This is a genomic window from Neglectibacter timonensis, from assembly GCF_900048895.1.
In the GTDB taxonomy this organism is placed as follows: domain Bacteria; phylum Bacillota; class Clostridia; order Oscillospirales; family Acutalibacteraceae; genus Acutalibacter; species Acutalibacter timonensis.
The window spans coordinates 258120-283500 of record NZ_LT160638.1; the positions used below are offsets into that span (position 1 = coordinate 258120).

Below are 25381 nucleotides of genomic sequence, written 5' to 3' on the forward strand. Positions count from 1 at the left end.
TGGTTAAAAGAATGAAAACATGGAAAATTGCGATTGTCGGCTGCGGTGATATTGCAGAGCATACCTATTTGCCGAATCTTGATCGGAACCAACGGGTCGAGGTGGTGGCCTGCTGTGACCTGAAGCCGGAGAGGGTACGGCTGTTCATGGAAAAGTTCGGGATTCCCCGGGGATATCCCAATATTGATGAACTGTTGGCGCAGTGTGAATTTGATATCGTGATGGATCTGGCCTCGATTCCGGCCCATTATGAGCTGAACAAAAAGGCGCTGGAAGCGGGAAAGCACCTGTACTCTCAAAAGCCGGTAGCGCTCAATGAGGAGCAGGCTGCAGATCTGATTGAGACTGCCCGCAGGAACGGGGTGAAGTTTTCCGCTTCCCCCATCCATATGCTCCGTCCGGATATCAGGCAGGCCAGACAGCTGCTTGCCGACGGGGCGATCGGCAGGCTTCTGTTCATCCGGTCCATGGTGGCTCACGGCGGTCCGGAATATTTCCAGTATAGGGCTAACGATCCCTCCTGGTTTTATGAGCCTGGAGCTGGCGCTCTGTATGATCTGGGGGTGCATGCCCTGCACATGGTGACCGGAATAGCGGGCCCCGCCAAAACAGTGTTCAGCCGGGCGGCCACTGCGCAGCCGGTGCGTACGGTGCGGTCGGGCGCTTTTGACGGCAAGGAAATTCAAGCCGGGAAGCTATTTGACAATTATCTGATTTCCCTGGATTTTGGCAACGGAGTGCTGGGCGATATTGTGACGGGATTCTGCGTCAAGGGAAACGCCGCTCCGGAATTGGAAATTTACGGCGAGCTGGGGTCGATCGTATTCCCGGGCGGAGGGGCTCCTTTGAAGGTGTATCTGGACGACCCGGAGAAAAAAATTCGGGGTTGGATGAAGCCGGAACCTCAAACACGGCCTGCAGAGGAATTTTTCCAGGCGTCCTGTATCGGAGACCTGGTGCGGGCAATCGAACAGGAGGAGCCTGTGGGACTGCCGCCGGAGCAGGCCAGACATGTGATAGAAATCATGTGCCGTGTGGAGGAAAGCGCACGGGATGGAGAGACAAAAGAGCTGAAGACTGCTTTTTGACATTGAGCCGAAAGGAAGATGCCTTTTATGAAAACCTATCGAATCGCCGCCATAGGCTTCGCTCATTCCCATATGCGGGCAAATTTGGAAGCGTTCGCCTCCTGTGGGGAAAGAGTGGAATTTGTGGCTGCGGCGGATGTGCCTCCGAGAATCCCATCCCTCAGTGTCGAGCCTGACACCAGGAGATGCGAACTGGATCGGGCGGTTGAACAGTACGGATTCCGGAAATATGAGGATTACAGACAGCTGCTGGAGGAGAATGAGATCGACATTGCCCTGGTCTGCTGCGAGAACGCCTATCATCCTGTGGTGATGGAAACAATTTTGCGCCGGGGGATCCACGTTGTGGTGGAAAAACCTCTGGCGGCTACGATGCAGGGGGCCATGCGGATTGCCCGCGCCGCCAGAGAAAGCGGAGCGAAGGTTTTTACCAATTGGCCGGTGGCCTGGAGTTCTGCCGTCCGGCAGGCGAAGGAGCTGTGCGACGCAGGGGAGATCGGCAGGCTTTTCAAATTTACTTTCCGCAACTCGGATTCCTTGGGTCCCCTTTCCTACGGCCAGCAGATTACGGAGCTGGAAAAGGGCAGGGAATGGTGGCACCAGGCCGACGTGGGCGGCGGCGCGTTGTTGGATTACTGCTGCTATGGAGCGTGTATGGCGCCCTGGTTTCTGAATTCTGAACCGGTATCTGCCTATGGGCTGAAGGCGAATTTTGATTCCCCCTATGCCTCTGCGGAAGATTATGCAGAGATAACCGTTCGTTTTCCCCGGGGAGTGGCCATTTTGGAAGGCTCCTGGACTACGGTAAATACGGGGATTCCCAACGGACCGATTCTCTACGGCACAGAGGGAACAATGGTGGTGAATCAAAGCGGCGCTATTGAGATATATTGTACGCGGCATGCCGAAGCGCCGGATCGGGTGATCGAACCTATGTCGCTGCCGGATGGCCGGGACAATTTGGGCAGAGAGGTGCTTCACCATTTGGATACAGGCGAAGAATTGTTCCAGCTTTTGGAACTGAAAACCAACCTCTCCGCGATTTCCATCCTGGATGCGGGTTCCCGTTCGGCAGAGTCAGGCAAAATGGAACTTGCCAACGACGCCGTGTGGACGGTGGGAACCGACCCGTTCCTGTAACGTTGTGACCGGCTCCGGATGGGGAGAAATTCCTTTCGGAGAACAGATAAAAAATATGTTAGGAGGAAAACATCATGAAAAAACTGTTGGCACTGGTGATGGCTGCCGCTTTGGTATTCAGTATGGCGGCCTGCGCCGGAAACAACACAAGCTCTGGCAGTAAGGAGAGCAGCAAGACTGAAAGCAAAACGGAAAGCAAAACCGAGAGCAAGACTGAGGAGTCGAAAACTTCCGAAGGCGGAGACAGCGGCAAGCTGGTAGAGATCAATCTACCCACCTTCAAGGCCGGTGAAAACGTAGGCGCCGTGTTCTTCCTGCCTCAGGTAGAGCGCTTCAACAAAATGTACGAGGGCAAGTATAAGATCAATATCGAAGAGGTGCCTCAGGCTTCCTATTCAGAAAAGATCAAGCAGCTGGCCCAGCAGAAAAAGATGCCGGTGCTGATGCACACGGGCGTGGACAACGAGTGGTTCAAAAAGGTTGCCATTCCCAACGGCTTTGCCTATGATTTGACCGACTGGTACAATAACACCCCCACAAAGAAGTTCTTTATTCAGGATTCTGTGGAATACAGCACCCGCGACGGCAAGCTCGTCACTGCCCCCGCAGCGGTAACCCGCCCCATGGGCCTGTTCTACAATTCTGATCTGTACAAGCCGGAGAAGGCCGTTCACGACATGACGGTAGATGAATTTATCGCTTCCCTGGGCGACAGCAAAATTGCGTTCCAGACCGCCGACAACGCATGGTGTTCCATGCTTTTCCTCTCCGACCTGGTGGCCAACGAAGAGGGCGGTATTGAGATTTTGAAGAACAATGTGGACGACAAGACCTCCGATTTCAACCAGCCCGCCATTGTCAACGCGGTGACCAAGCTGCAGAAGATCCTGCAGGAGAATGCCTCTGCAAACTCTGTGGGCGCAGCCTATGCCGACGCTGCCAACAACTTCATGAGCGAGGGCTCTGTAGTGATTTTGAACGGTCCTTGGATGTCCGCGGATTTCGCCCCGGATTCCAGCGACAAGTGGAGCAACAATTTTGACGGCGCCAATGTGCATGCTGATCTTCTGCCCGGAAATATCGGCCTGGCCAACACCAGAGGCTGGGGCGAGTGGTGGGTTTCCGCCTATGCGACCGACGAGGAGATTGAGCTTGCCAAGGCATGGCTTGATTTTGTGAACAGCCAGGAAGAGCTGGAAGCCTACATGCTGGCCGAGGGCGGTTCCTGCCCGAACATGGAATACAGTGAAAACTTCCTTGCCAAACAGGGAGAGACCCAGGTTTTGGCCGATCTGTCTGCAGCCATCAACGACAAGACACAATTTACGCCTTCCATCCTGGATATCATGCCTACCTCCGTCGGTGAGACAGAAGTTGGAAAGATGCTGCCCCAGCTGATCGACGGTACCCTGACACCCGAACAGTTCTGCGAACAGCTTTCTGCCAAGGCCGCCGACGCTCTGGCATAAAAGAAAAGGACTGTCCGCTTCGGCAGAGTCTGAAAACAGAGAGACGGGGCGGCGGACACATCGCAAGGATGGCCGCCGCCCTTTTTTTCTTCGAACTGCAGGAGAGCTCCACCCGCCGTGTTTAACGTCGGAGAGGGGAGACATAAGTTTTTTTCGACCCATTGAGAAGGGCCGGAAAAGGAGGGAATGTCCATGAGCAAAATTAAAATGCCCGACAAGGGGAAAAGAGTCCGGGCATCAAAGCTGGAGCGGCGGGACTACAAGTGGATTTATCTGTTCCTGCTGCCATCGGTTGTCATGTTTCTGATGTTCTATTTTGTCCCAATACTTACCATGTTCTTTACATCCTTTACCAAGTGGGACGGATTCAACGCCCCTGTATTCAACGGCCTCGACAACTATACCAGGCTCTTTTCAAACCCGGCATTCGTTATCTCTGTGCGCAACTTGATCGCCTGGTCGCTGATTGGAATTTTCCTGCACGTGGGATTCGGCGTATTGGTGGCCCTTATCCTGTACCATAAACCCAGAGGCTGGAAATTCACCCGTGCGGTGTTTATGATCCCCAACGTCATTTCCGCGGCGGCATGGGCCTTGATCTACAAATTCATCTTTAACAATGAGATGGGCGTGCTCAATAACTTGATCCGCATGATCAGCCCGGATTTTAACGTGCAGTGGTTCTACACTTCGCCCTATGCTTTCTGGGCCATCACCTTTACCTGGCTGTTCTATGCCGTCATTGTCACCCTGGTGGTTTTGGGAGATTTGATGGCCATTCCTGAAGAGCTCAACGAGGCTGCGCGCATCGACGGTGCAAATCAGTGGCAGATTACCACACGGATTCACCTGCCGCTGTGCCGCAACGCCATCGGCACCAGTATTATCTGTACGGTGACCTCCCGTGTGGCTATGTATGAAGCCATTCAGCTTACCACGGCAGGCGGCCCTGGAGATGATACCATGAACACGCCGCTGATCCTGGTAAAAGCCATTATGGATATGAATAACGGTTATGCCAATGCGGCCGGCGTAGTCATGTTCCTGATCGGCGTCATCATCATGGTCATCATCAATAAGGTGATGAAAATGAATGAACCGGTCTATTGAGAAGGAGGGAAAATACATGGCTGGTCTGAAAAAATTTGTGACGAGGTTCTTCATGTACCTTGTCTTGGTGTTTACCGTCGTCGTGTCGGTATTTCCGATTCTGTGGGTGATTATCTCCTCCTTTAAAACCAATGCCCAGATTCTGAGCAGTCCTTTTACGCTGCCGACCTCCATCAGCTTTGACGCCTATGCCTATCTGTTTACCAAATATAACTTTCTGGGCTATGCGCTCAACTCCCTGATCGTTTCGGTGGTATCCACTTTTGTGTCCCTTCTGTTCTACGCTATGGGGGCTTATGTGATTGCCAAGTTTAATTTCCCCGGCAAAAACCTGTTTTACGTCCTGTTTGCCATGACGCTTCTGGTACCGGGACAATCCAAGGCGCAGCCCATCTTTGCGCTGATCATGAACCTGAACCTCTATGACAACATCTGGGGCCTCACGCTGGTGTATCTGTCAGGAGGCATGGCCATGAGCATGTTTATCCTCAAGGCGGCGTTTATGTCGGTGCCGAAATCTTTGGATGAGGCCGCTGAACTGGAAGGCGCGGGGTTCTTCCGGCGTTTCTGGAGCATCAACCTTCCGCTGACCAAGAGCGGGCTTTCTACCGCGGGGATCCTGATGTTCCTGGGGAACTGGAACGAATATTTCTATGCGTCCCTGTTGACGTCCAGCGATAAGAACAGAACGCTGCCCATTGCCCTGCAGTTCTTCAATGAGGCATTTTCCTACGACTACACAAAGCTTTTTGCGGCCCTGACCGTGGTGGTTCTTCCGGGCATTATCCTCTATGCCTGCGCCCAGGAGCAGGTGCAGGCCAGTGTGGCTGCATCCGGTGTAAAAGGCTGAATATATTTTAACATACTGAAACTGCATTGTGGCCTCCCGGTGGGAATGCGTCTGAGTTCCAAGCCGTACGGCGCGGAAACCGCCGCTCCTGCCGAGGGGGCTTTTTCATGGAAAATAGAGGAGAAAAGGATATGAATTACTTACAATATAATGCCGGAACGGGAAGCAAAGAAAACTGGGTGGTCAGGGAAGCCGTATTCGATCCCCGGTACCTTGGAAAATGCGAATCGATTTTCTGCCTGGGAAACGGGTACCTCAATGTGAGGTCCGCCCTGGAAGAACGATATGTGGGAGAAACCAGGGACCTGCTGGTGACGGGCACCTTCAACCGGGCCGACGAAACTGAGGTCACGGAGCTGCCGAACCTGCCTGATATCACCAATGTGGATATTCTGCTGGACGGGAAGCGGTTCCGTATGGATGCGGGAACGCTGCAGGAATACCGCAGGGAGTTGGATCTGCAGACCGGGGAATTGAGCCGGCATGTGGTGTGGGCTTCCCCGGAGGGGAACCGGGTGAAACTGGATTTTTTCCGGTTTGTATCCAAGGAAAACGAGCATCTGATTGGGGGAAAGCTGGAAATCACCCCGCTGTCTCAGGAAGTAAAAATCGGAATTCACAGCGGGATTGACGGACGTGTCACCAATTCGGGCGCCCAGCATTTTCTGGAAGGCAGCAAACGGGTCTATGAGGGCGAATACCTGGAGATGGTATCGAGGACAAACCAGTCCGGTGTGACGGCGGCAGTGCATACCACTCACAGGGTTTTCCTGAACGGCAAGGCTCAGACAGTGCCTGCCCTTCCTGTGATCAGCAGGCGGACAATTGAAAATCAGATGGAGATTGTGGTCCCGGCAGGTGAGACACTGGTGGTGGAGAAGCTCTCCTGTGTCCATACCAGCAGAGATCTGGCCTACGAAAAGCTTTCTTCTGAGGAGGCGGCGAAACGCACTGCCGCGGACGGCCTCTCAGTTCTCCGTACTGCCAGACAGGAAGGGTATGACAGGCTCTTCGAAAAGAGCAGGGAGGCCTGGAGACTTTATTGGGAACCAAGGGATGTCAAAATCACCTGTGAAAACGGTTTTGACCAGTTGGCCCTGCGTTTCGCACTGTACCATTTGGCTATTATGGCTAAGACGGACGACAGCAGGGTTGGAATCGGTGCAAAAGGAATGAGCGGAGAAGGCTATAAGGGCCACTCCTTCTGGGATACGGAGATTTTCATCCTGCCCTACTTTATGTTTACAGACCCCGGCGCTGCTAAAACTCTGCTGGAATACCGGTACCATACCCTGGGCGGGGCCTATGCAAAGGCAAAGGAATATGGCTTTCTGGGCGCCATGTACCCCTGGGAATCCGCTTGGGCGGACGATGGCGAGGTGACTCCCAAGCTGGGAGGCGCAGACGTGGTGACGGGCAAGCCCATTCCTATCCTGACCGGAGAGCTGGAACAGCATGTGTCGGCTGATATTGCCTATACGGTGTGGCAGTACTGGCTCATGACGGGGGACCGGGAGTTTATGGAGCGCTGCGGCGTGGAGATCATCACCCAGACAGGTCGTTTTTGGGCAAGCCGCCTGGAGTGGAATCCGGAAAAGAAACAATTTGAAATCAACGACGTTATTGGCCCGGATGAATATAAGGAGCATGTCAATAACAACGCCTATACCAATTATATGGCTCATTATAATATGGAATTGGCGCTGAAGCTGATCCGGGAGCTGCGGGAGCAGGAACCGGTATTCTATACTGGACTGTGCGCCAGGCTGCCGCTGGAGGAGACAGAACGGGAAATTTCTGAAAAGCTGGATCTGATCTATCTTCCTCAGCCGGATGACCGGGGGTTGATTCCGCAATTCGACGGGTATTTCGGACTGCGGGAAATCGATCTGACTCCCTATAAGGACAGGGAAACCGTAGGGACAATTTATAACGATTACAATGCGGAACAGATCAACGGCATCATGGTGCTGAAACAGGCTGATTTGCTGGTGCTGTTCTATCTTCTGGACGACTTGTTCCCCGCTGAGCTCAAAGAAAAAAACTATATGTTCTATGAGGCGCACACCCTGCACGATTCCTCTTTGAGCAAATCCACGCACTGTGTCTTGGCCTGCGACCTTGGCCTTTCGGAGCAGGCTTACCGGTTTTACCAGGGCGCCTGCCTGACCGATCTGGGGCAGAAGATGCTCTCTTCCGATATGGGAATCCACAGTGCGGCCATGGGCGGAATCTGGCAAAATGTGGTGCTGGGGTTCGGCGGTGTGAGACTGGTCGGCGGGAAGCTGCAGATTTCCCCCTGTCTGCCTGAAGGCTGGAGCAGGCTGGAATTCCCGCTGGTGTTCCGTGGTACGCCTCTGCGGGTGGCGGCGGAGCGGAACAGGGTAGTCGTGGAAAACAGAGGAACCGTGCCCGTCGCCCTGCGGTTGTGCGGAAAAGAGCTGGAGCTAGCGGCTGGAAGCAGGTACGAGGTGGGGCTCTGATGCTGCCCTATCGGGAGGACTTGTCTCACAGTCTGGAAGAGAACGGCTTTACCGCTTTTATCAATTACAAAGAAGGTCGGGGACAAATGGCTCCCTCCCACTGGCATGAATTCTATGAGCTGCTCTACCTGTTCGACGGCAGAAGTATGCAGACGGTGAATGAAAAACAGTTTTTCATGGAATCCGGAGAAGTTCTGCTGATCGCTCCGGGTGACCTGCATACCACGGTATCCGCTGCCGATGCCTGCTTCATCGGAGTGGTTCAGTTCTCTCTGCCGGAGAAGCTTCCCGGCAGGCTGTTGACCCCTCAGCCGGGAGATCGGGAGCAGGCAAGGATTTTTACAGTAATCAACCGGGAAGTCACCCTGCAAAATCCAGGATATCAGATGATTGTCCAGGGCTTGATTCGTCAGGTCCTGGGATTTCTGGAGCGGGATGGAAAAACGCTGTCTACCGGACGGGACGTCCGGGCGGAGGAGGCTCTTCGCATTGTGGGGTATATCCGCTCTCATTTGGGAGATACCCTGACTCTGGCGGGCACGGCAGCCTTTGCAGGGTATTCTCCGGCATATTTCTCCAAATACTTTAAACGCCTGATGGGGCTTTCTTTCAAGACCTATACGGACAGGGAAAGGATTTGGGCGGCCAAGGACATGCTCTTGGAGGGAAAAACGGTGACGGAAGCAGCCGCGCTTCTGCAATACGACTCCCCTTCTTCCTTCTGCCGCGCTTTCCGCCGGATTGCGGGATACTCTCCCTCTGCGCTCAGCGAGCTGGCAAAGGACAAAATTTGAACAGGATCCGGTAAAATTTGCGCTTTAGGATTGCCTTCCCAAACGTTATACTTTAGAAAATATGAAATACAGCGGGAGGGGATCCGGCGATTCAGACCGGGTTTCCTTCGAAAGGGAAAGGCGGTCAGCCCGTATGAATGCAGTCCATCGCGAGCCGGATTTCGAAAACATCCTGAAGGTGCTGCGCTGTGAAAAGCCCAGCCGTCCTACACTATTTGAGTTTTTTATGAACGATGTGGTTTACCGGGAGGCGGCGGGAGAGCCGCCCGCAGAACGTACGCCGCTGAACACGGTCCGTTATCTTGCGAAAGCGTATGCAGCCTGCGGCTATGACTACGTTAACGCCCAGGGATGCACGCTTTCGTTTAATCCTAAAATCCAGGAAAGAAAAAACACGGTCTCCCTCAATGGCCGCGTTTGCATTGCCGATTGGGAATCTTTTGAACGGTTTCAGTGGCCGGATCCTGCCTCTTTTGATTTTTCTGTCCTGAAGGAGGCAGCCCCTTTTCTGCCGGGGAATATGAAGATCATGCTGTCAGGTCCCGGCGGCGTTCTGGAAAATGTAATCGACCTTGTGGGGTATGATAATCTCTGCTATTTAATCTTTGATGAACCGGAGCTGGTAGCGGCTGTCTTTGAAAAGGTGGGTTCCATTTTGGCCGCTTATTATGAACAGGGCGCACAGTATGATTCGGTGGGGATCATCATGTCAAACGACGATTGGGGCTTCAATACCCAAACCATGCTTTCTCCGGAAGATCTTAGAAAATATGTGTTCCCCTGGCACAAGAAGATTGTAGAGAGCGCCCACAAGAACGGAAAACCGGCTGTGCTCCATTCCTGCGGCAATCCTGAGGAGATCATGGAGGATATCATCTGTGATATGAAGTTCGACGGAAAGCATTCCTATGAAGATAATATTATTTCCGTAGAAGAGGCCTACCGGAGATGGGGCGGCAGAATTGCCATTCTGGGAGGCATCGACGTGGATTTCCTGATCCGCTCAGAGTGCGGCGTCATTACGGAACGCTGCAGAAAGATGCTGGAGCTGGCCCAGGAGAAGGGCGGCTATGCGCTGGGCTCCGGAAATAGTATCCCAGAGTATATCCCCAATGAAAAGTACTTTGCCATGACTGCTGCCGTGGCAGATAGTTGATTAGATGGAAAGAGAGACGGTGCCGGCTTCCCTGAGGAAACTGGCACCGTCTCTCTTTTTGTTTTTATAAAAAAATGGAAAACGGCGGCGGTTTCGTTCCGCCGCCGTTCCTTTGTTAGGGATCAATCGTCCAGCGTAAACTCCTCCGCCGTGCCGGAAAGGCCCAGAGAACGCAGGGGCTTCGGCCTCTCGCAATGAGAGGTGAGCTCGTAGATCTTTCCAGTATCGCCGCTGCGCCAGATTCCGTGCATCACTTCAAACGCATGGAATCCCAGGTCCATATGGGCCCTGGGCCTGCGGCCGTTGCGCAGGGCATAGGCCATGTCCGCTATCCCCACACCGCGGGAATCCTCCCGGAAGGGATGGGTGATGGGCAGGGTGCATTCTGTGGGGAAGAAGGCGCTCATTCCGGAAGGGGCCTCCTGGAAGGGCTCGATGGGGGCCGCTCCAGACCGGATCACCTTCACGGATCCGCCGAAGAAGTTAGGGTCGTTGAGTACCAGGATTCCCTGGGTGCCCATAATCTGGAATACAAAACGCGGAACGGAATCCGAGGTGATCATCAAGGTGCCGTGAACGCCGTTTTCAAATTCCAGCGCGCCCGCGATGGAGGTGGGGGTCTCCACATGTACCGGTTCTTTATAATTGGGATGCCTGGGGTTGCGATAAATGCGGTCCGGATACATAGTCTTACAGAAACCGCCCACACGCTTGACTGATCCCAGCAGATTGATGATGTTGTGCAGGTAGTACCCGCCAAAGTCATAGGGAATGCCGCCGCCCGGATGGAGTACAAACATGAAATGATCGGGATCGATATCGCTCATTTCACCGTCAAACTGGTAGTTGGAAGAATAGCAGCAGACCATGGCTACCGGTGTTCCGATCAAACCGTCGTCCAACGCCTTTCTGGCCGTTTGCCAGCTGCCGCCCAGGAATGTATCCGGAGCAATGGTATACTGTACCCCTTTTTCCTTGGCGAGAGCATAAAGCTCTTTTCCCTCTTCCAGAGTGACTGCCATCATTTTCTCACAGTAAACATTTTTCCCTGCGAGAATAGCAGCTTTTGAAACCTCATAGTGGGATTCGGGACAGGTCAGGTTCACTACAATTTCTATTTCAGGATCCTGATAAATCTCCTCATTGGTCATCACCTTAAGGCTGTATTTATCAGCTAAAGCCTGGGCGCGCTCCGGAATGCGGTCCGCGCAGGCGACCAGGTCGATAATATGGAATTTCTCCATCAGGTTTGGCGCATAGATGCGGTTACAGATAGTGCCGCAGCCGATGATGGCAGTTTTCACTTTTTTCATCTGTGGCATGGGAAATTGGCCTCCTTTATTGATGTTGCGTTCAAGATAAAGCGGTTCGGATAGAGGAAGAGGACCCTTTCTGTGGGTCCTCCTCTGAAAACCGCGGCTGCACGTGAGACAGCCGGTGGGTACAGCATGCTTACAGGCCGAACTTCACCATGTTGTCGAAGCTGGTCTTCAGGCAGTCGAAAGGATCACGGGGGCAGACATCCTGCTCTACAATGACTGCCTCTACGCCCACTTCGCGGCAGGCTTCGATAATGGCGGGCCAGTTCAGGTTGCCCTCGCCGACTTCGGCAAAGTCCTTGCAGACCTGCTCGATGGGATCGGCTCCGCCGACAATTTTGTAATCCTTGAAATGGACGACGGACATCCTGCCCTTGGCCTTGCGGATGTAATCCGGAGGATTCTTGCCGCCGGACTGCAGCCAGTGGGTATCCAGGCAGTACCAGAATACTTCGGGGTCTGTGGCATCGAAAAGCACGTCAAAGCCATTTTCACCGCCGCCCAGGGAGAAAAATTCCAGGGCATGAGGATGATAGATGAGCTTTACGCCTTCTTTTTTCATTTCAGCGCCGATTTTATTGATGCCCTCCGCATACTGAAGATAGCCCTCGCGGCTTTCCCGCAGCGGGATGGGAAGCGTGCCTACGGAGATCAGGTCCGTCTCGTAAAAATGGGCCAGCTCAATAGCTTTCTTGATAGCTTCGGGATCTTTCACCATCTCTTCGTAATTGCCGCCGACGGATTCCTGCTTGAGACCCAGGTCTTTCAAAAAGGCCTTGTGCTCCGCCTCGCTCATATGGTATCCGAAAGTCTGCACGCTGTCATAGCCGATTTCGCTGATCTTTTTCAGAGAGCTTTCATATCCCTCCGGCGTTTTGATAAAATCACGTACGGTATACACCTGTACGCCCTTTCTGATTTTCATAGGAAACACTCCTTTAATCCAATATGGAAAGCTTTAAAACCCTTGAGATTATTCGACAAAGCCGGTTTCTTTCATGTTGAGGTAGGCGGCCCGCAGGGTTTCCGCCTCGGTCAGATTGAACTGGAAGTCCTGCTCTACAATGGCGTAATCCATGCCTGCAGCCTGAGCGGCCTCGAGGCAGCCCTTCAGGTCGAGAGCGCCTGTGCCGGGGGTGGTGAAACGAGGCATGCTGGTCACTCTGCCGTCAGGCTCGTGACGCTCTACCGGAGGTCCGGCCACAAAATCCTTAATATGTACAGCGGTCATGCGGTCTCCCAGACCCTTCATAAAGTTGATGGGATCATAGTCGGCGTAGGTGACCCAGCCGCAATCCACTTCAAACTTCAGGTACTGGGTGTTGGCGGCCATCAGGTAGATCACCGGAACGCCGTTGAGCTTCTGCAAAAATTCAGCGTCATGATTGTGGAAAGAGAGAACGATGCCCTCTTTTCCCAGTTCCTCTGCAGCCTTGTCGAACTGTTCGCACTCCTTCATAAGCTCGTCGTAGGAGGGCGGGTCGTTCCGCATGCCGAAACGGTAGGCTCCCGCACAGCCGGCATAGCAGGCGGCGCGCTTAACGCCGGTTTTCTTGGCGCGGTCGATCACGTCGGCCACAGCGGGCGGATCCCAGATGTTGTAGCCAACGGCCAGAGGCTGCATACCGAAAGAATTGACGCGCTTCAGGTTTTCGGCAGGGTCTCCCTCCCGCAGCAGGACGTCGGCGCCCTCAAAAGCGCTGTAGCCCAGCTTGGCGTAGGATTCCAGCACCTCGTAGGGGTCCTGTTCTTTCGGCAGAAAGCCGATCATGGCTGCTTTCATTTTGTTCATGGTTCATGTTCCTCCCTTTATCATTGTTTGATCGGTTATTTTAATCCGGACTTTCCGGAACGATCGCTCTTGTCGTTTTTCCCTCTTTGTGGTATCCTTGCTAGTAAATAGGTAAAAGCAGTTTACGTTAGGTCGGTGCAAGGGGGGAAAAATACCATTGGATTCCATCGTCATGTGCGGATATTCCGTCCACCGGCAGTGCGATTTTCCAGAAGAAATCGGCGGCAACCGGCACTACTTGATCCGGCTGCAGTCTCACGGAGAATGCGGAGCTCGGCTCAACGACGGGGAACAGTTTACACTGTGCAAGGGAGACCTGCTGACGCTGGCTCCCGGGGATAAACTGAAACTGAGAAAAGACAAACTTTCAGATGACCCTGCTGATGTCAGCGGAGATTATTACCTCATCTGCCGCGGGGAATGGGTGACCGACTGGTACCGGGAAATTGGTGAAAGAAAACTTACCCGGGTGCCGCCCAACGAATCTCTTTTGGAATTGTGGCGGCTGCTGATCCGGGAGACGAGACGGGTGCCGGAGGCGGGGGATGAAGAATACCTGGAATCCCTGCTGCGGACCTTTTGCCTTTCCGTCAAGCGGCTTCTTAACCAGGGGCAGAAGGGCGAATCGGATTTCATCGTGTTCCGCATGCGCCGCTTTATTGAGGATCATGCGGTGGAAAAGCTGCGGGTGGCCGACGTGGCTGAGCATGTATCCCTCAGCGAATCCCGAGCCATCCATCTGTTCAAAGAGATCACAGGCCGCAGCATTGTGGATTACCTGATGGAGGTACGCCTGAACTTTGCCATAGAACAGATGAAATATACGGGTTCCACCTTGGAAGAGATTGCAGAAAACTCAGGCTTTGGTACATATTCCTATTTTCATCGGGTTTTCCGGCGGCTGAAGGGGATGTCTCCCGGAAAATTCCGGCAAAAATATCGAGAGGATGTCGATTGGCAGGAATAGCCAAAATAATCGGACACGCCTATTTCAAATTATAAAGTTTTTTCTGCAGACTACCATACACGATTTTGGAAAAACAGGAACAATTCTGCTATGAATTTCCATTGGCGGCAACGCCGCCGATGGGCTGAAGGAGAACGTTCTCCTTCAGCTTTCTGTGCTGTAAAGCAGCACAGAAAAGTAGGACTGTTAGGTAGAGGGAGGATGTATTGTGATACGTTTATTGATTGTGGATGACGAATCTGCTACCCGGAATGGTTTGTTGCGCTATATGGACTGGAAGGGCCTCGGAGTGGATATGATTCAGACCGCAGAGAGCGGTCAGGAGGCGCTGGCTATGTGTGAGGATTTTCAGCCGGATCTGGTGCTTTCCGACATCCGTATGCGCGGTATGAATGGGGTTGAAATGTGTACGATCCTGCATGAAAAATATCCGGAATGCCGTATTATCTTTATCAGCGGATATTCCGACAAGGAATATTTGAAAGCCGCCATTGAACTGGGAGCGGTAAATTACGTGGAGAAACCGGTGGATACGGAGGAATTGAAGAGGGCGGTGCAAAAGGCGATGGCGTCTATTCTGGAGACCCGGCGCCATCGCAACGAGGGGGAACGGCTTTCCAAAAGCGAAGCATATCTTCGAAGAGAGGCATTTTTTTCTCTCCTCCGCGGCAGGGAACCTGGAGAATCCTCAGAACAGAACCTGGAGGAGAGCGGGCTTTTCCGGGAAGGTTACCCGTTGATGCGTATCTGTATTCTGCGGCTCTCGCCGGCAGTCACCAATCTGTCGAGGTTTCGAAGCGCACTGTGGGAAACGGCTGGGATACGGGCGTTTACAGAGAGGGACTGCTCCGTTTATGGGGAGTTCTGGGATAACCGGCGGCTGATCTTGCTGCTGTGCGGCACGGAGGAGGCTGTGGGCAACGGCAGCTGTCTCCTGAAAGCGATTTCCCGGGCAGCGACAGGACTGGTGGACGGTGTGCGGCTGTTCTTCGCCCTGGGGGAGCCGGTGCGGAATCCACATGGCCTTTCCCATTCCTATCAAAGCGCCCATGAGGCCGAAAAGACGGTTTTTTATCTGGGGTATGGAAAGTCGGCGGAGCGGGGGAGGAAGGACCGGCCCTTGGATCTGGGTGCGGATTACCCGGCGGAATTCCGGCAGGCGCTGAGCATGGGAAGCGAGGAAGCGGCTTCGCAGGTGCTGGACCGTTTGGCCGCCTCATTGCGGGAGGGAGAGGCGGTTGCTTCCGCCTTTGTACAGGGGCTTTATTTCAGTTTGGAGCGGGAACTGGAGGAGGAATCCCTCCGTCTGTTTCCTTACGACCGGTCCGACATGGCAAAAAGGCAGGAAACCGATGCGCAGCATTTGGAGGGACTGGATACGATTGATGATCTGAACGCGTTCCTGCGTGCCCAGGTTCACGAAATATTTGCGTTGAACAGCCGGGACGACAGCAATAGTTCCGTAGTACTGCGGGTAATCCGTCTGATTCAGCAGGAATATGGGGATAAAGATCTATCCGTCAAACAGCTGGCGGAGAACGTCTATTTGACACCCACCTATCTTTCCGGTCTGTTCAAAAGGAAAACCGGAAAGACCATCTGGGAGTACCTGACCTCCGTGCGGATTGAGCGCGCCAAGGAATTGCTGCGGAATCCCCGTTTCAAGCTGTACCATATATCCAAGCAGGTCGGGTATGAGGATGCCAATTATTTCGCCAAGATTTTTAAAAAGCAAACTGGGGTAACACCCTCTGAATACAGGGAGAAAAATCTATTGTGAAAAATCCTGTACGCCTGTTTAAAGATTGGTTTTCACGCCATTCCATGCGCACAAAGCTCGCTGTGACTTTTTCCTGTACCGTAGTGTTGATTTTGCTGCTGCTTATGATACTGCTCAATTACTTCATCACACGAAATTATCGGGAGCAGCTTCTTCATACGGCGGAGAAATCCTGCGACCAGGCCCAGTCGTTTTTGGAAAATTATCTGGAAACCATGATCTATGTTTCGGACCTGATCTATTATAATAATGACCTACAGCAGGCCATGAGCTCTCCTACGTTCAATGGACACCGGAATTTCGGCGTTCAGTACCGGGAGTTTCTGCAGTTAGACAAGGTATTTACTTCGGTGGAAATGGTAGAAACCATTTACCGTTCCAGGGTCTTTATTCCGGATGATATCTTCTATTCCAGCAATCAGCGGCATTTTGCCGGGGTTTCCCAGTTGGAGGGCAGGGTGGATTATGAAGAGTTCCTTCGCAAAAGCCAAACGGAAATGGTGTATTTTACCGAGCCGGAAGAGGTAAAGATACCGGGACAGATCTATACGGTGAATCTGGTATCCCTGCTGCGCACGATCCGGAATACGGACGGTACTGCTACGCCTATCGGCGTAGAGCAGGTGAGCATTCTCACCTCTCAGTTGAGGAGCGTGCTGGAAAAATCGGATATTACCACTACGGGAGCGGTCTATCTGGTCAATGATGCCGGCGCGGTGATCAGCGCTTCCGGCGGAGGCGGCGGACTGCTGAAGACGCTTTCCGAAAATGGAACTTTGCCCCAATACGACAGAAAGGTTAGAAAGTGGACTGCTCAGACGTTGGCTGGAGAAAGCTATCTGATGAATCAGCAGAGGCTGAAGCTGGCGGATTGGACGCTGATTGCTCTGGTTCCGGAAAAGGAAATTAACCGCCAGATGACTCAGATCGGATCCGTTATCCTGGTGCTTTCCCTGTTCGCCGTAGCGGTGGTATGTACGGTGTCTGTTCTTATTGCCCGGTATTATACCCACAGGCTGAAACTGCTGACAGACATGATGCATACGGTGAGGGGCGGAGATCTGAATGTGGGGATGGAAAAGCCCAGTAACGATGAGATCGGCCAGCTATTTCGGAGCTTTTCCCATATGACGGAAGAGCTCAAGGAGCTGATGCAACAGCAGTATAAATCCGGCAAGGCGGTGAAATCTGCCCAGTTGAAGGCGCTGCAGGCTCAGATCAACCCGCACTTTCTCTACAATACGCTGGATTTGATCAATTGGGAGGCGATGGACCATGGCGCGCCTGAAATTGCTGAAATTGCCAAAAGCCTGGCCAGATTTTACCGTATCAGCCTGAACCGCGGGCAGCAGGTGGTGACGATTGAGCAGGAACTGAGGCATGTAGAAGCCTATGTCAAGATTCAAAATCACCATTTTGACGGAGCCATCAGCCTGAAAACAGATGTGCCGGAGGAATTGCTGCCTCTTGGGTGCATCAATATCATCCTTCAGCCTCTGGTGGAAAATTCCATCATGCACGGTATTGCGGAGATTCCCTATATCCAGGAATGCAATGTATCGATCTCAGCCCTGCGGGAGGAAGGGGACGTGGTATTTACTGTGGAGGACGACGGTATGGGGATGACGGAAGATCAGCTGAAAGCTTTGCTTTGCGCCGATTCCTCCGACTCTCACGGTTACGGGGTGAAAAATATTGATTCCCGTTTGAAACTCTCCTATGGGGACGCCTACGGGCTGACCTACCGCAGCGTGGTGGGTCACGGCACGGCGGTCACCATCCGTATTCCTGCCATGACGCCGGAGGAGATGGAGCGGCACGTCCAGTGATCGCCTGTACATGGTCGTGGGAGGCGTAGAACCGGTTCTGAAAGCCTGGTGGGGATTTTGGCTTTTGGGAGTTTTTTACGCTAGAGGTTTTGCCTTCCGGCAGCATTCAAAGGCTGCCGGAAGGCTTTTTTGCTACAATAGCAAGCACGGCTGACAAACGATACTGCTGTGCAGAGAAACAGGTCCCTGGGTTTTCTATGTGTAATGTGCATAAGTTTTTCCTGTAAATCGTACTTTTCTGGTCTTACATTATTAACGTGTGATAAGTAAAATGAGGGCATGCAAAAAAAGAGCCGGACGGTCGCCGCCTGGTTCCGCCGGTCAGAATGTCCGGCACTCTTTTGGGGCTTTGCGGTCTTCCCTCGGGGACGGCCGAAAGATAAAGGCCAGAAATTGGGAGGAATTGTAATGAAAAGAACCATCAGGCTCACGGCACTGTTGCTTGTGGCCGCACTTCTGGTATGCGCATGCACGGCCTGCGGAACAGGGAAGGGGAAAGCGTCCTCAGAGGACACGCCCTCTTCTGGCGCCGCGTCTTCCGAGGCAGCGGGGGAGGACATCTCCAAAAAAGTGGAGCTCTCCATGTATGTGGTCAGCGACCGGCCCGTGGTTCAGGACCAGGTGGAGGAAAACTACAACAAAGTGTTTGAGGAAAAGCTCAACTGTACCCTCAAGGTAAACTGGATCGGTTGGGCGGAGTACAAGAACAAGTATCCTCTGCTGTTTTCTTCCGGCGAGGTGTTTGACATGGCTTACACCTCCACTTGGCTGAATTTTTCACCGTTGGCCAGAAAGGGAGCCTTCAAGGAACTCGATGAGCTTTGGCCCAAATACGCGCCGAAGAACTATGAACGCCAATCAGAAATGGCGCTGCGTCAGTCCAAGGTCAATGGCCACAGCTACTGCATACCCACCCTGCTGGGAACCTATTCTGCATCCGGCCCTACCTATCGCACTGATATTCTGGAAGGGACGGACTGGGACGGAAAGATGGAAACGATTGCTGATTATGAGGAGTTTCTGGAGTATGCCAAAGAGGCTGCTCCCGAGATGGAACCCTATAATGTCTATCAGTCCGGCTCCGATATGGATGAGGTTTATATGAAGAGCAAAGGCCTGTACGGTCTTACCGGAGGATTTTTGTGGCTGGACCCCAGCGAGGAAAAACCGCAGGTGTTCACCTATTACGAGTATGGGGATACGCCGGAATTCCTCACAATGATGAGCCGCTGGAATGAAAAGGGCTTCTTTTCCAAATCTGCTCTGTCCGATACGGATTCGCAGAAATTCCGAGGCGGTAAGGCGGCCTCCCGCATCACAAACCTGGATGCTTATCCAGACGAATACATCCGTCATCCGGAATGGGGCGTCAAGTATGCCAACCTGGTTTCCGACGTGTCGAACCTGCCCTTTACGCAGGACGCCATGGCGATTGCCTCTACCAGCAAAAACCCGGAAAGGGCCCTGATGCTGTACGATCTAATCACCAGCGACCAAGAGGTGTTTAACGCTTTCTATTACGGTGTGGAAGGTGTAAACTATAAGATCATTGACGGCCAGATCGAGAACCTGGCGCCGGACGATTTTGTGTATTCCGCCTGCTGGTCCGCCCGCACCCCGGAATTTGATATGGATGACTATGGATCCCCGGCGGATCTGCCTGACATCCGGGCTTCCTTTGACAGTCATATTGAGGAGATGAAGGGGGAGGGATCACAAAAATATACCGGCTTTGTCATGGACACCGCCGCTATTGAAACGGAATTTGCTGCCTGCCAGAACGTGCATCAACAGTACTGGTGGCCTCTGGAACTGGCTTACACCGACGCGGAATCCGGCCTGCAGGAATATGAAGAAAAGATGGAGGTTGCCGGTATCGAAAGGATACGGGAGGAAGTACAGCGCCAGTTGGACGAGTACCTGGATTCGCTGAAAGAGAAATAATAACAGTGTCCTGGGGAGCACAGGGAGAATTCTTCTGTGCTCCTTTTCTATCGATAAAAGGAGAGTGTTCCAGGACAAAATGTATCAAAATTGAAATAATTCACTTTTAAAAAGGAGCCATTCTAAACAAAATCATAATAAAATCCTTGAAATCATAGTTTTGTCCCGTTTCAATTACGAGGGGGAGTATAGTACAATATTATAAACCAAATAAACAGAGAAAGCTTCTGGGTATTATTTGTTTTTGTTCAAATGACACAAGGGGGAAAGCACATGAAAAAGCACGGTTTCGTGTATGAGTTCAAAAAGAACAAGGCTTTGTTCTTTATGGTAGCGCCCACAGTACTGTTGGTACTGGTGATGTCTTACCTGCCAATGTCGGGCCTGGTTCTAGCCTTCAAGAACTACAGGTTTGACCTGGGTGTGTTCGGCAGCGAGTGGAATGGATTGGAAAACTTCCGGTACCTGTTCCAATCCGGCGCCGGCTGGCTGATCACCCGCAACACGATTTTGTACAATCTTCTGAACCTGATCACATCCCAAGGTTTGGCAATTGTTGTGGCCGTGATCATTTCAGAGCTCACCGGCAGGATTTTCAAAAAGATTACCCAGTCGGTTATCTTCCTGCCTTACTTCATTTCCTGGGTTATCGTCGGCACCTTTGTGTTCAACATCTTTAACTATGAGACCGGCGTACTGAACAACATCATCACCGCTTTTGGCGGAGAGAAGGTCAATGTCTATTCTATGCCCGGGGTTTGGCCCTGGATCATCTGTATCTTCAACGCCTGGAAATGGGTGGGATACAACTCCATCATTTACATAGCGGCCATCACCAGCATTGATGCCGAGTGCTATGAGGCTGCGGATATCGACGGCGCCAATGTGTTCCAGAAAATCTGGTATATCACATTTCCGTCCATCCGGCCCACCATCATCACGATGCTGCTGCTTCAGGTTGGACGTATTCTGCGGGGCGACTTCGAGATGTTCTATCAAATCGTTGGCAACAACGGTCAGCTTTACGATGCAACGGACGTGATCGACACCTATGTTTTCCGTTCCCTGCTGACCAATTCCAACTTCGGTATGACGGCAGCCGCCACATTTTATCAATCTGTCCTCTGTTTCATCATTATCATGGTCGTAAACCAGATCGTCAAAAAGGTCGAAGCGGATTACGCCTTGTTCTGACCGGACAGACACTACGCAAAATTTAGAAACGGAGGGTTATTTATGGCGACTGCAACAGTCGAGAGATCTAATAAAATTAAATTGACTTCATCGCGTATCGTCTTTAACATCATTTCCTATGTATTTATCACCCTATTGGCTGCGTTGTGCGTGCTGCCGTTTGTCATGCTGATTTCCGGCTCCTTCAGTTCGGAGCAGGCGATCCGTTTTAATGGGTACAGTATCCTGCCCCAGGAATTTACCACCGAGGCCTATGGGGTTATCTTTAAATCGCCGGAGAAGGTGCTCCGCGCTTATGGAGTCACCATCTTCATTACGGCGGTCGGCACTATTTTGGGCCTGTTCCTGCTTACGATGACAGCTTATGTCATCAGCCGCCAGGACTTTAAATACCGCAACAAAATCTCGTTTTTCTTCTATTTTACCACGCTGTTCAACGGCGGAATGATCAGTACCTATATTTTCTACATCCAGTACCTGCACCTGAAGGATAATTTCCTGGCGTTGATTCTGCCCGGAATAATGAACGTGTTCTATCTGTTGATTATGCGCAGCTTTGTCAACACAGTGCCGACGGCGCTGATAGAATCGGCCAAAATAGACGGCGCGGGCGAGTTCCGTATTTTCGTTCAGATTGTTCTGCCCCTGCTGAAATCCGGTCTTGCCACCATCGGCCTGTTCATGGCCCTGGGCTATTGGAACGATTGGTACAATGCCATGCTTTACATGAATACTGAAACAAAATTCCCCCTGCAGTACATGCTCTACAATATGCTGCAGAAGCAGCAGGCTTTGGCGGCTATTGCCAGCCAGGTGGGCATCAAGGTGGAAAACCTGCCCTCCAACTCTTTGAAACTGGCCATGGCAGTGGTTGCTACCGGTCCTATCATTCTCTTCTATCCTTTCGTGCAGAAGTACTTCGTCAAGGGCATTACGATCGGCTCTGTCAAGGGTTGAGCCAATCGCCAAATAATAGAGAAATCTGGAGGTACTGCAATGAAAAAGTCAGTGAGAATCGTGTCGCTACTGTTGGCTCTGGCAATGGCAGTTAGCGTGTTTGCGGCTTGCGGCGATAAGACGTCGTCCTCTTCCTCGAAGAAGGAAGAAACGTCGTCCAAGGCCAGCACGGCATCGGAAGGCTCTGAAGCATCAGAAGGCTCCACAGCAGAAGGTGGCAGCGATTTGGATACTTCGAAGGAAGTAGAGCTTGTGATGTATGTGGTCAGCGACCGCCCTGCAAAACAGGATGATATCGATGCCAATTTCAACAAGCTTTTCAAAGAGAAGCTCAATTGCACGCTGAAGGTCAACTGGATCGGCTGGGCTGAATATCCCAACAAGTATCCGCTGCTGTTCTCCTCCGGTGAAAAGTTTGATATGGCTTACACCGCCACCTGGCTGAACTATTCTTCCCTGGCACAGAAGGGCGCGTTTAAATCTTTGGATGAGATGTGGCCGAAGTATGCGCCGAAGAACTTCGAGCGTCAGTCCGAGTCTGCTCTGCAGCAGGCCACGGTGGACGGGCACTATTATTGCATTCCCACCCTGCTTGCTACCTATTCCGCCTATGGACCCATCTACCGTACCGACATTCTGGAAGGCACGGATTGGAACGGAAAGATGGAGAATTTTGCGGATTTGGAGGCCTATCTGGGTGCTGTGAAGGCTGCCGCTCCTGAGATGGAACCCTACAACGTCTATCAGTCCGGTTCTGAAGTGGACAACATGTATGTGCAGGCTGAAGAGGGTTATTTCTTTACCAAGGGCGTGGATTTCCTGTTCTTTGATCCCAGTGCGGAAAATCCCAAGTTTATGACCTGGTATGAGTATGACGGCGCTATGGATTTCCTGAACATGATGAAGCGCTGGAACGATAATGGCTACTTCACCAAGTCCGCCCTTTCCGACACGGATTCCCAAAAGGTACAGACCGGCAAGGCAGCCTGCACCATTCACAACATCGATACCTACGAGTCCCGTGCGATCGATAAGCCGGAATGGAACTTCAAATTTGCGAACTTTGTACAGGATGTTTCCAACCTGCCCTTCACCCAGGATGCGCTGGTTATTTCCAACACGGCGGAGAATCCTGAAAGGGCACTGGCGCTCTACGACCTGATCACCAGCGATGAGGATGCCTATCGCGCATTCTATTACGGCATTGAAGGAACTTCCTATGAGATTGTTGACAATCAGGTCAAGTCTTTGGATTCCGACAACTATGCATTCTCTGCCTGCTGGGCAGCCCGTACCTCAGAGTTTAACCTGCCCTCTTACGGTTCTCCCGAGGATGTGAAGACCTGGAAGGACAGCTTTGATAAGCATATTGAAGAGAAGGGCGGCGAAGGCTCCCAGAAGTATCAGGCCTTTGTCATTGACACTTCCAACATTGAAACGGAGTTTGCGGCCTGCAAGAATGTAGTACAGCAGTACTGGTGGCCGTTGGAGCTGGCTTATGTGGATCTGGAGTCCGGTCTTGCCGACTTCCAGTCCAAGATGGAAGCAGCGGGCGTGGAGAAGGTCCGTGAAGAGCTTCAGAAGCAGCTGGATGAATTCATTGCTTCCACGAAATAAAAGCTTTCCCTTTTTTCTAAAGACAAAAACTCCGGCCCGGATTATCCGGGCCGGAGTTTTTTTGCTGTGGAAGCATTTGATTGTTATGTTTGTGCAGTTTAAAACAATTTTGTAATATATGATTTAAAAAATAGTGCTAATTAGCTCAAATAGCGTAAGATATTCCTCTGAATCATATTTTATTACGGTACCATCCCGGATGGGGGCAGAGTAGAATGAAAAAAGAAGGTTCCATTCGTTTGCCGGTTCCGGCAATGGAAATATGTGATGTGGTATGGAGGTGCTATTTTATGAAACGGTTCGAGAGATTCGCAGCTCTTCTGTTGGCTTCGGCAATGCTGATGAGTGTTTTTGCCGGTTGTGGGGACAAGACGGACGGCAGTTCTTCGGGAAAAGCCTCCCAGGCGTCCAAGGGGGAAACAACCTCCTCCTCTAAGGCGGCAGACCCTGCTTCGGCAGATACGGGAGAGACAGATACCTCGAAGGAGGTAGAACTCTCCATGTATGTGGTCAGTGACCGCCCTGCCAAACAAGACGATATCGATGCCAATTTCAACAAATTGTTCAAAGAAAAGCTCAATTGTACGCTGAAGGTAAACTGGATCGGCTGGGCAGAGTATCCCAACAAATACCCGCTGCTGTTTTCCTCCGGGGAGAAATTCGACATGGCCTATACCGCCACCTGGCTGAACTACGCTGCCCTGGCGCAGAAGGGCGCCTTCAAGTCTTTGGATGAAATTTGGCCCCAATATGCACCAAAGAACTTTGAACGCCAGTCAGAAGCGGCGCTGCAGCAGGCTACAGTGGATGGGCACTATTACTGCATCCCCACTTTGCTTGCCACCTATTCCGCCTTTGGTCCCATCTATCGCACCGACATTTTGGAAGGCACGGACTGGGACGGCAAGATGGAGAATCTGGCGGATTATGAGGCTTACCTGGGTTATGTGAAGGAAGCTGCTCCGGAGATGGAACCCTATGAGGTTTACCAGGCCGGTTCCGGCGTGGACGACGTCTGGATGCAGGAGCAGGGTTTCTATGCGCCCAAGAGTGCCAACTTCTTGTGGTTTGACCCCAATGAGGAGAGCCCGAAGCTGATGGCCTGGTATGAATACGACAAGACGCCGGAATTCCTGCAGATGATGAAACGTTGGAATGACAATGGGTACTTTACCAAATCCGCGCTGTCCGACACGGACTCCCAGAAGTTCAAGGGCGGCAAGGCTGCCAGCCGCGTCCACAATATTGATTCCTATTCGGGCGAGTATATTGAACACCCGGAGTGGGGCATCAAATATGCAAACTTTGTCAAGGATGTTTCCAACCTGCCCTTTACCCAGGACGCCCTGGTCATTTCCAACACGTCGGAAAATCCGGAGCGCGCCCTGATGCTCTATGAGCTGATCACCAGCGACGAGGACGCTTTCAATGCATTCTTCTACGGGATCGAGGGGACTTCCTATGAATTTGTGGATGACCAGGTCAAGGCGCTGAACAGCGACGATTACGGTTTTTCCGCCTGCTGGGCCGCCCGCACAACGGAGTTCACCAAGGATTCTTACGGCGCTCCGCCTGATCTGAAGGAGCAGAAAGCTGGGTTTGACAAATATATCGAAGAAAAGAACGGCGAGGGCAGTCAAAAATATCAGGGATTCAATATCAATACCTCGAATATTGAAACCGAATACGCCGCTGTACAGAATGTGATTCAGCAGTACTGGCAGCCGCTGGAGCTGGCATACGTGGACATCGAGAGCGGCCTGAAGGATTATCAGGCGAAGATGGAAGCAGCTGGCATTGAAAAGGTTCGGGAAGAGCTTCAAAAGCAGCTGGATGAATATGCTGCTTCAATGAAATAGTCGAAAAAAATTCCCGAAAAAGACTGGATACAA

At 52.1% G+C, this 25381-nt stretch carries 19 protein-coding genes; 16 read left to right on the forward strand and 3 right to left on the reverse strand.

Going from position 1 to position 25381, the window contains the following annotated elements:
- Positions 1–11: 11 nt before the first annotated feature.
- The 8 genes from BN3911_RS04940 to BN3911_RS04975 all read left to right on the forward strand — a co-directional run bounded on the left by BN3911_RS04940 (position 12) and on the right by BN3911_RS04975 (position 10090).
- Complete coding sequence (locus BN3911_RS04940) at positions 12–1088, forward strand: Gfo/Idh/MocA family protein (RefSeq protein WP_066862161.1); 1077 nt, start codon at positions 12–14, stop codon at positions 1086–1088.
- A gap of 27 nt (positions 1089–1115) precedes the next feature.
- Complete coding sequence (locus BN3911_RS04945) at positions 1116–2228, forward strand: Gfo/Idh/MocA family protein (protein WP_066862164.1); 1113 nt, start codon at positions 1116–1118, stop codon at positions 2226–2228.
- Between the two features lie 74 nt (positions 2229–2302).
- The gene (locus BN3911_RS04950) at positions 2303–3697 is read left to right on the forward strand and encodes an ABC transporter substrate-binding protein (protein WP_066862167.1); all 1395 of its coding nucleotides are present in this window, start codon (positions 2303–2305) and stop codon (positions 3695–3697) included.
- A gap of 192 nt (positions 3698–3889) precedes the next feature.
- Positions 3890–4807: a carbohydrate ABC transporter permease gene (locus BN3911_RS04955; protein ID WP_338086358.1), complete on the forward strand. Its 918-nt coding sequence runs from the start codon at positions 3890–3892 to the stop codon at positions 4805–4807.
- Between the two features lie 16 nt (positions 4808–4823).
- Positions 4824–5657 carry a carbohydrate ABC transporter permease gene (locus BN3911_RS04960; RefSeq protein ID WP_066862331.1) on the forward strand — a complete coding sequence of 278 codons (834 nt, stop codon included), beginning with the start codon at positions 4824–4826 and terminating at the stop codon, positions 5655–5657.
- 131 nt (positions 5658–5788) lie between these two features.
- Entirely contained in the window at positions 5789–8140 is a 2352-nt protein-coding gene (locus BN3911_RS04965) for a glycoside hydrolase family 65 protein (protein WP_066862334.1), read from the forward strand.
- On the forward strand, positions 8140–8934 hold the full coding sequence (locus BN3911_RS04970; protein ID WP_066862170.1) for a helix-turn-helix transcriptional regulator: 795 nt from the start codon (positions 8140–8142) through the stop codon (positions 8932–8934). Before BN3911_RS04965 ends, BN3911_RS04970 begins: the two co-directional genes overlap by 1 nt.
- Before the next feature lie 133 nt (positions 8935–9067).
- On the forward strand, positions 9068–10090 hold the full coding sequence (locus BN3911_RS04975; protein WP_066862173.1) for a uroporphyrinogen decarboxylase family protein: 1023 nt from the start codon (positions 9068–9070) through the stop codon (positions 10088–10090).
- Between the two features lie 122 nt (positions 10091–10212).
- Here the strand turns inward: BN3911_RS04975 and BN3911_RS04980 are convergent, their stop codons facing one another.
- From BN3911_RS04980 to BN3911_RS04990, 3 genes are all read right to left on the reverse strand, one after another.
- Entirely contained in the window at positions 10213–11412 is a 1200-nt protein-coding gene (locus tag BN3911_RS04980; RefSeq protein ID WP_082942103.1) for a Gfo/Idh/MocA family protein, read from the reverse strand.
- Between the two features lie 130 nt (positions 11413–11542).
- Positions 11543–12334, reverse strand: a complete 792-nt coding sequence (locus BN3911_RS04985; RefSeq protein WP_066862176.1) for a sugar phosphate isomerase/epimerase family protein — start codon at positions 12332–12334, stop codon at positions 11543–11545.
- Positions 12335–12382: 48 nt separating this feature from the next.
- On the reverse strand, positions 12383–13201 hold the full coding sequence (locus BN3911_RS04990; protein ID WP_066862178.1) for a sugar phosphate isomerase/epimerase family protein: 819 nt from the start codon (positions 13199–13201) through the stop codon (positions 12383–12385).
- Positions 13202–13358: 157 nt separating this feature from the next.
- On the opposite strand from BN3911_RS04990, the gene BN3911_RS04995 reads away from it, so the two are divergent.
- The 8 genes from BN3911_RS04995 to BN3911_RS05030 all read left to right on the forward strand — a co-directional run bounded on the left by BN3911_RS04995 (position 13359) and on the right by BN3911_RS05030 (position 25348).
- Complete coding sequence (locus tag BN3911_RS04995) at positions 13359–14168, forward strand: helix-turn-helix domain-containing protein (RefSeq protein ID WP_082942104.1); 810 nt, start codon at positions 13359–13361, stop codon at positions 14166–14168.
- A gap of 208 nt (positions 14169–14376) precedes the next feature.
- A complete protein-coding gene (locus BN3911_RS05000; RefSeq protein WP_082942105.1) occupies positions 14377–15948 on the forward strand; it encodes a response regulator transcription factor in 1572 nt (523 codons plus the stop codon).
- Positions 15945–17777 (forward strand): cache domain-containing sensor histidine kinase, encoded by a 1833-nt coding sequence (locus BN3911_RS05005; protein WP_066862184.1) that lies wholly within the window; start codon positions 15945–15947, stop codon positions 17775–17777. Before BN3911_RS05000 ends, BN3911_RS05005 begins: the two co-directional genes overlap by 4 nt.
- A gap of 408 nt (positions 17778–18185) precedes the next feature.
- Entirely contained in the window at positions 18186–19721 is a 1536-nt protein-coding gene (locus BN3911_RS05010) for an ABC transporter substrate-binding protein (protein WP_066862186.1), read from the forward strand.
- 273 nt (positions 19722–19994) lie between these two features.
- Positions 19995–20915, forward strand: a complete 921-nt coding sequence (locus BN3911_RS05015; RefSeq protein WP_066862189.1) for an ABC transporter permease — start codon at positions 19995–19997, stop codon at positions 20913–20915.
- A gap of 42 nt (positions 20916–20957) precedes the next feature.
- Positions 20958–21872 carry a carbohydrate ABC transporter permease gene (locus BN3911_RS05020; protein WP_066862192.1) on the forward strand — a complete coding sequence of 305 codons (915 nt, stop codon included), beginning with the start codon at positions 20958–20960 and terminating at the stop codon, positions 21870–21872.
- Positions 21873–21911: 39 nt separating this feature from the next.
- Positions 21912–23489 (forward strand): ABC transporter substrate-binding protein, encoded by a 1578-nt coding sequence (locus BN3911_RS05025; RefSeq protein WP_082942107.1) that lies wholly within the window; start codon positions 21912–21914, stop codon positions 23487–23489.
- A gap of 290 nt (positions 23490–23779) precedes the next feature.
- Positions 23780–25348: an ABC transporter substrate-binding protein gene (locus BN3911_RS05030; protein ID WP_187127684.1), complete on the forward strand. Its 1569-nt coding sequence runs from the start codon at positions 23780–23782 to the stop codon at positions 25346–25348.
- Positions 25349–25381: the final 33 nt, after the last annotated feature.

What these genes read in the sequence shown, in the direction of transcription:
- BN3911_RS04940 (WP_066862161.1), top strand. Translation starts at nt 12, where the DNA reads ATGAAAACATGGAAAATTGCGATTGTCGGCTGCGGTGATATTGCAGAG.
- BN3911_RS04945 (WP_066862164.1), top strand. Translation starts at nt 1,116, where the DNA reads ATGAAAACCTATCGAATCGCCGCCATAGGCTTCGCTCATTCCCATATG.
- BN3911_RS04950 (WP_066862167.1), top strand. Translation starts at nt 2,303, where the DNA reads ATGAAAAAACTGTTGGCACTGGTGATGGCTGCCGCTTTGGTATTCAGT.
- BN3911_RS04955 (WP_338086358.1), top strand. Translation starts at nt 3,890, where the DNA reads ATGAGCAAAATTAAAATGCCCGACAAGGGGAAAAGAGTCCGGGCATCA.
- BN3911_RS04960 (WP_066862331.1), top strand. Translation starts at nt 4,824, where the DNA reads ATGGCTGGTCTGAAAAAATTTGTGACGAGGTTCTTCATGTACCTTGTC.
- BN3911_RS04965 (WP_066862334.1), top strand. Translation starts at nt 5,789, where the DNA reads ATGAATTACTTACAATATAATGCCGGAACGGGAAGCAAAGAAAACTGG.
- BN3911_RS04970 (WP_066862170.1), top strand. Translation starts at nt 8,140, where the DNA reads ATGCTGCCCTATCGGGAGGACTTGTCTCACAGTCTGGAAGAGAACGGC.
- BN3911_RS04975 (WP_066862173.1), top strand. Translation starts at nt 9,068, where the DNA reads ATGAATGCAGTCCATCGCGAGCCGGATTTCGAAAACATCCTGAAGGTG.
- BN3911_RS04980 (WP_082942103.1), bottom strand. Translation starts at nt 11,412, where the DNA reads ATGCCACAGATGAAAAAAGTGAAAACTGCCATCATCGGCTGCGGCACT.
- BN3911_RS04985 (WP_066862176.1), bottom strand. Translation starts at nt 12,334, where the DNA reads ATGAAAATCAGAAAGGGCGTACAGGTGTATACCGTACGTGATTTTATC.
- BN3911_RS04990 (WP_066862178.1), bottom strand. Translation starts at nt 13,201, where the DNA reads ATGAACAAAATGAAAGCAGCCATGATCGGCTTTCTGCCGAAAGAACAG.
- BN3911_RS05010 (WP_066862186.1), top strand. Translation starts at nt 18,186, where the DNA reads ATGAAAAGAACCATCAGGCTCACGGCACTGTTGCTTGTGGCCGCACTT.
- BN3911_RS05015 (WP_066862189.1), top strand. Translation starts at nt 19,995, where the DNA reads ATGAAAAAGCACGGTTTCGTGTATGAGTTCAAAAAGAACAAGGCTTTG.
- BN3911_RS05020 (WP_066862192.1), top strand. Translation starts at nt 20,958, where the DNA reads ATGGCGACTGCAACAGTCGAGAGATCTAATAAAATTAAATTGACTTCA.
- BN3911_RS05025 (WP_082942107.1), top strand. Translation starts at nt 21,912, where the DNA reads ATGAAAAAGTCAGTGAGAATCGTGTCGCTACTGTTGGCTCTGGCAATG.
- BN3911_RS05030 (WP_187127684.1), top strand. Translation starts at nt 23,780, where the DNA reads ATGAAACGGTTCGAGAGATTCGCAGCTCTTCTGTTGGCTTCGGCAATG.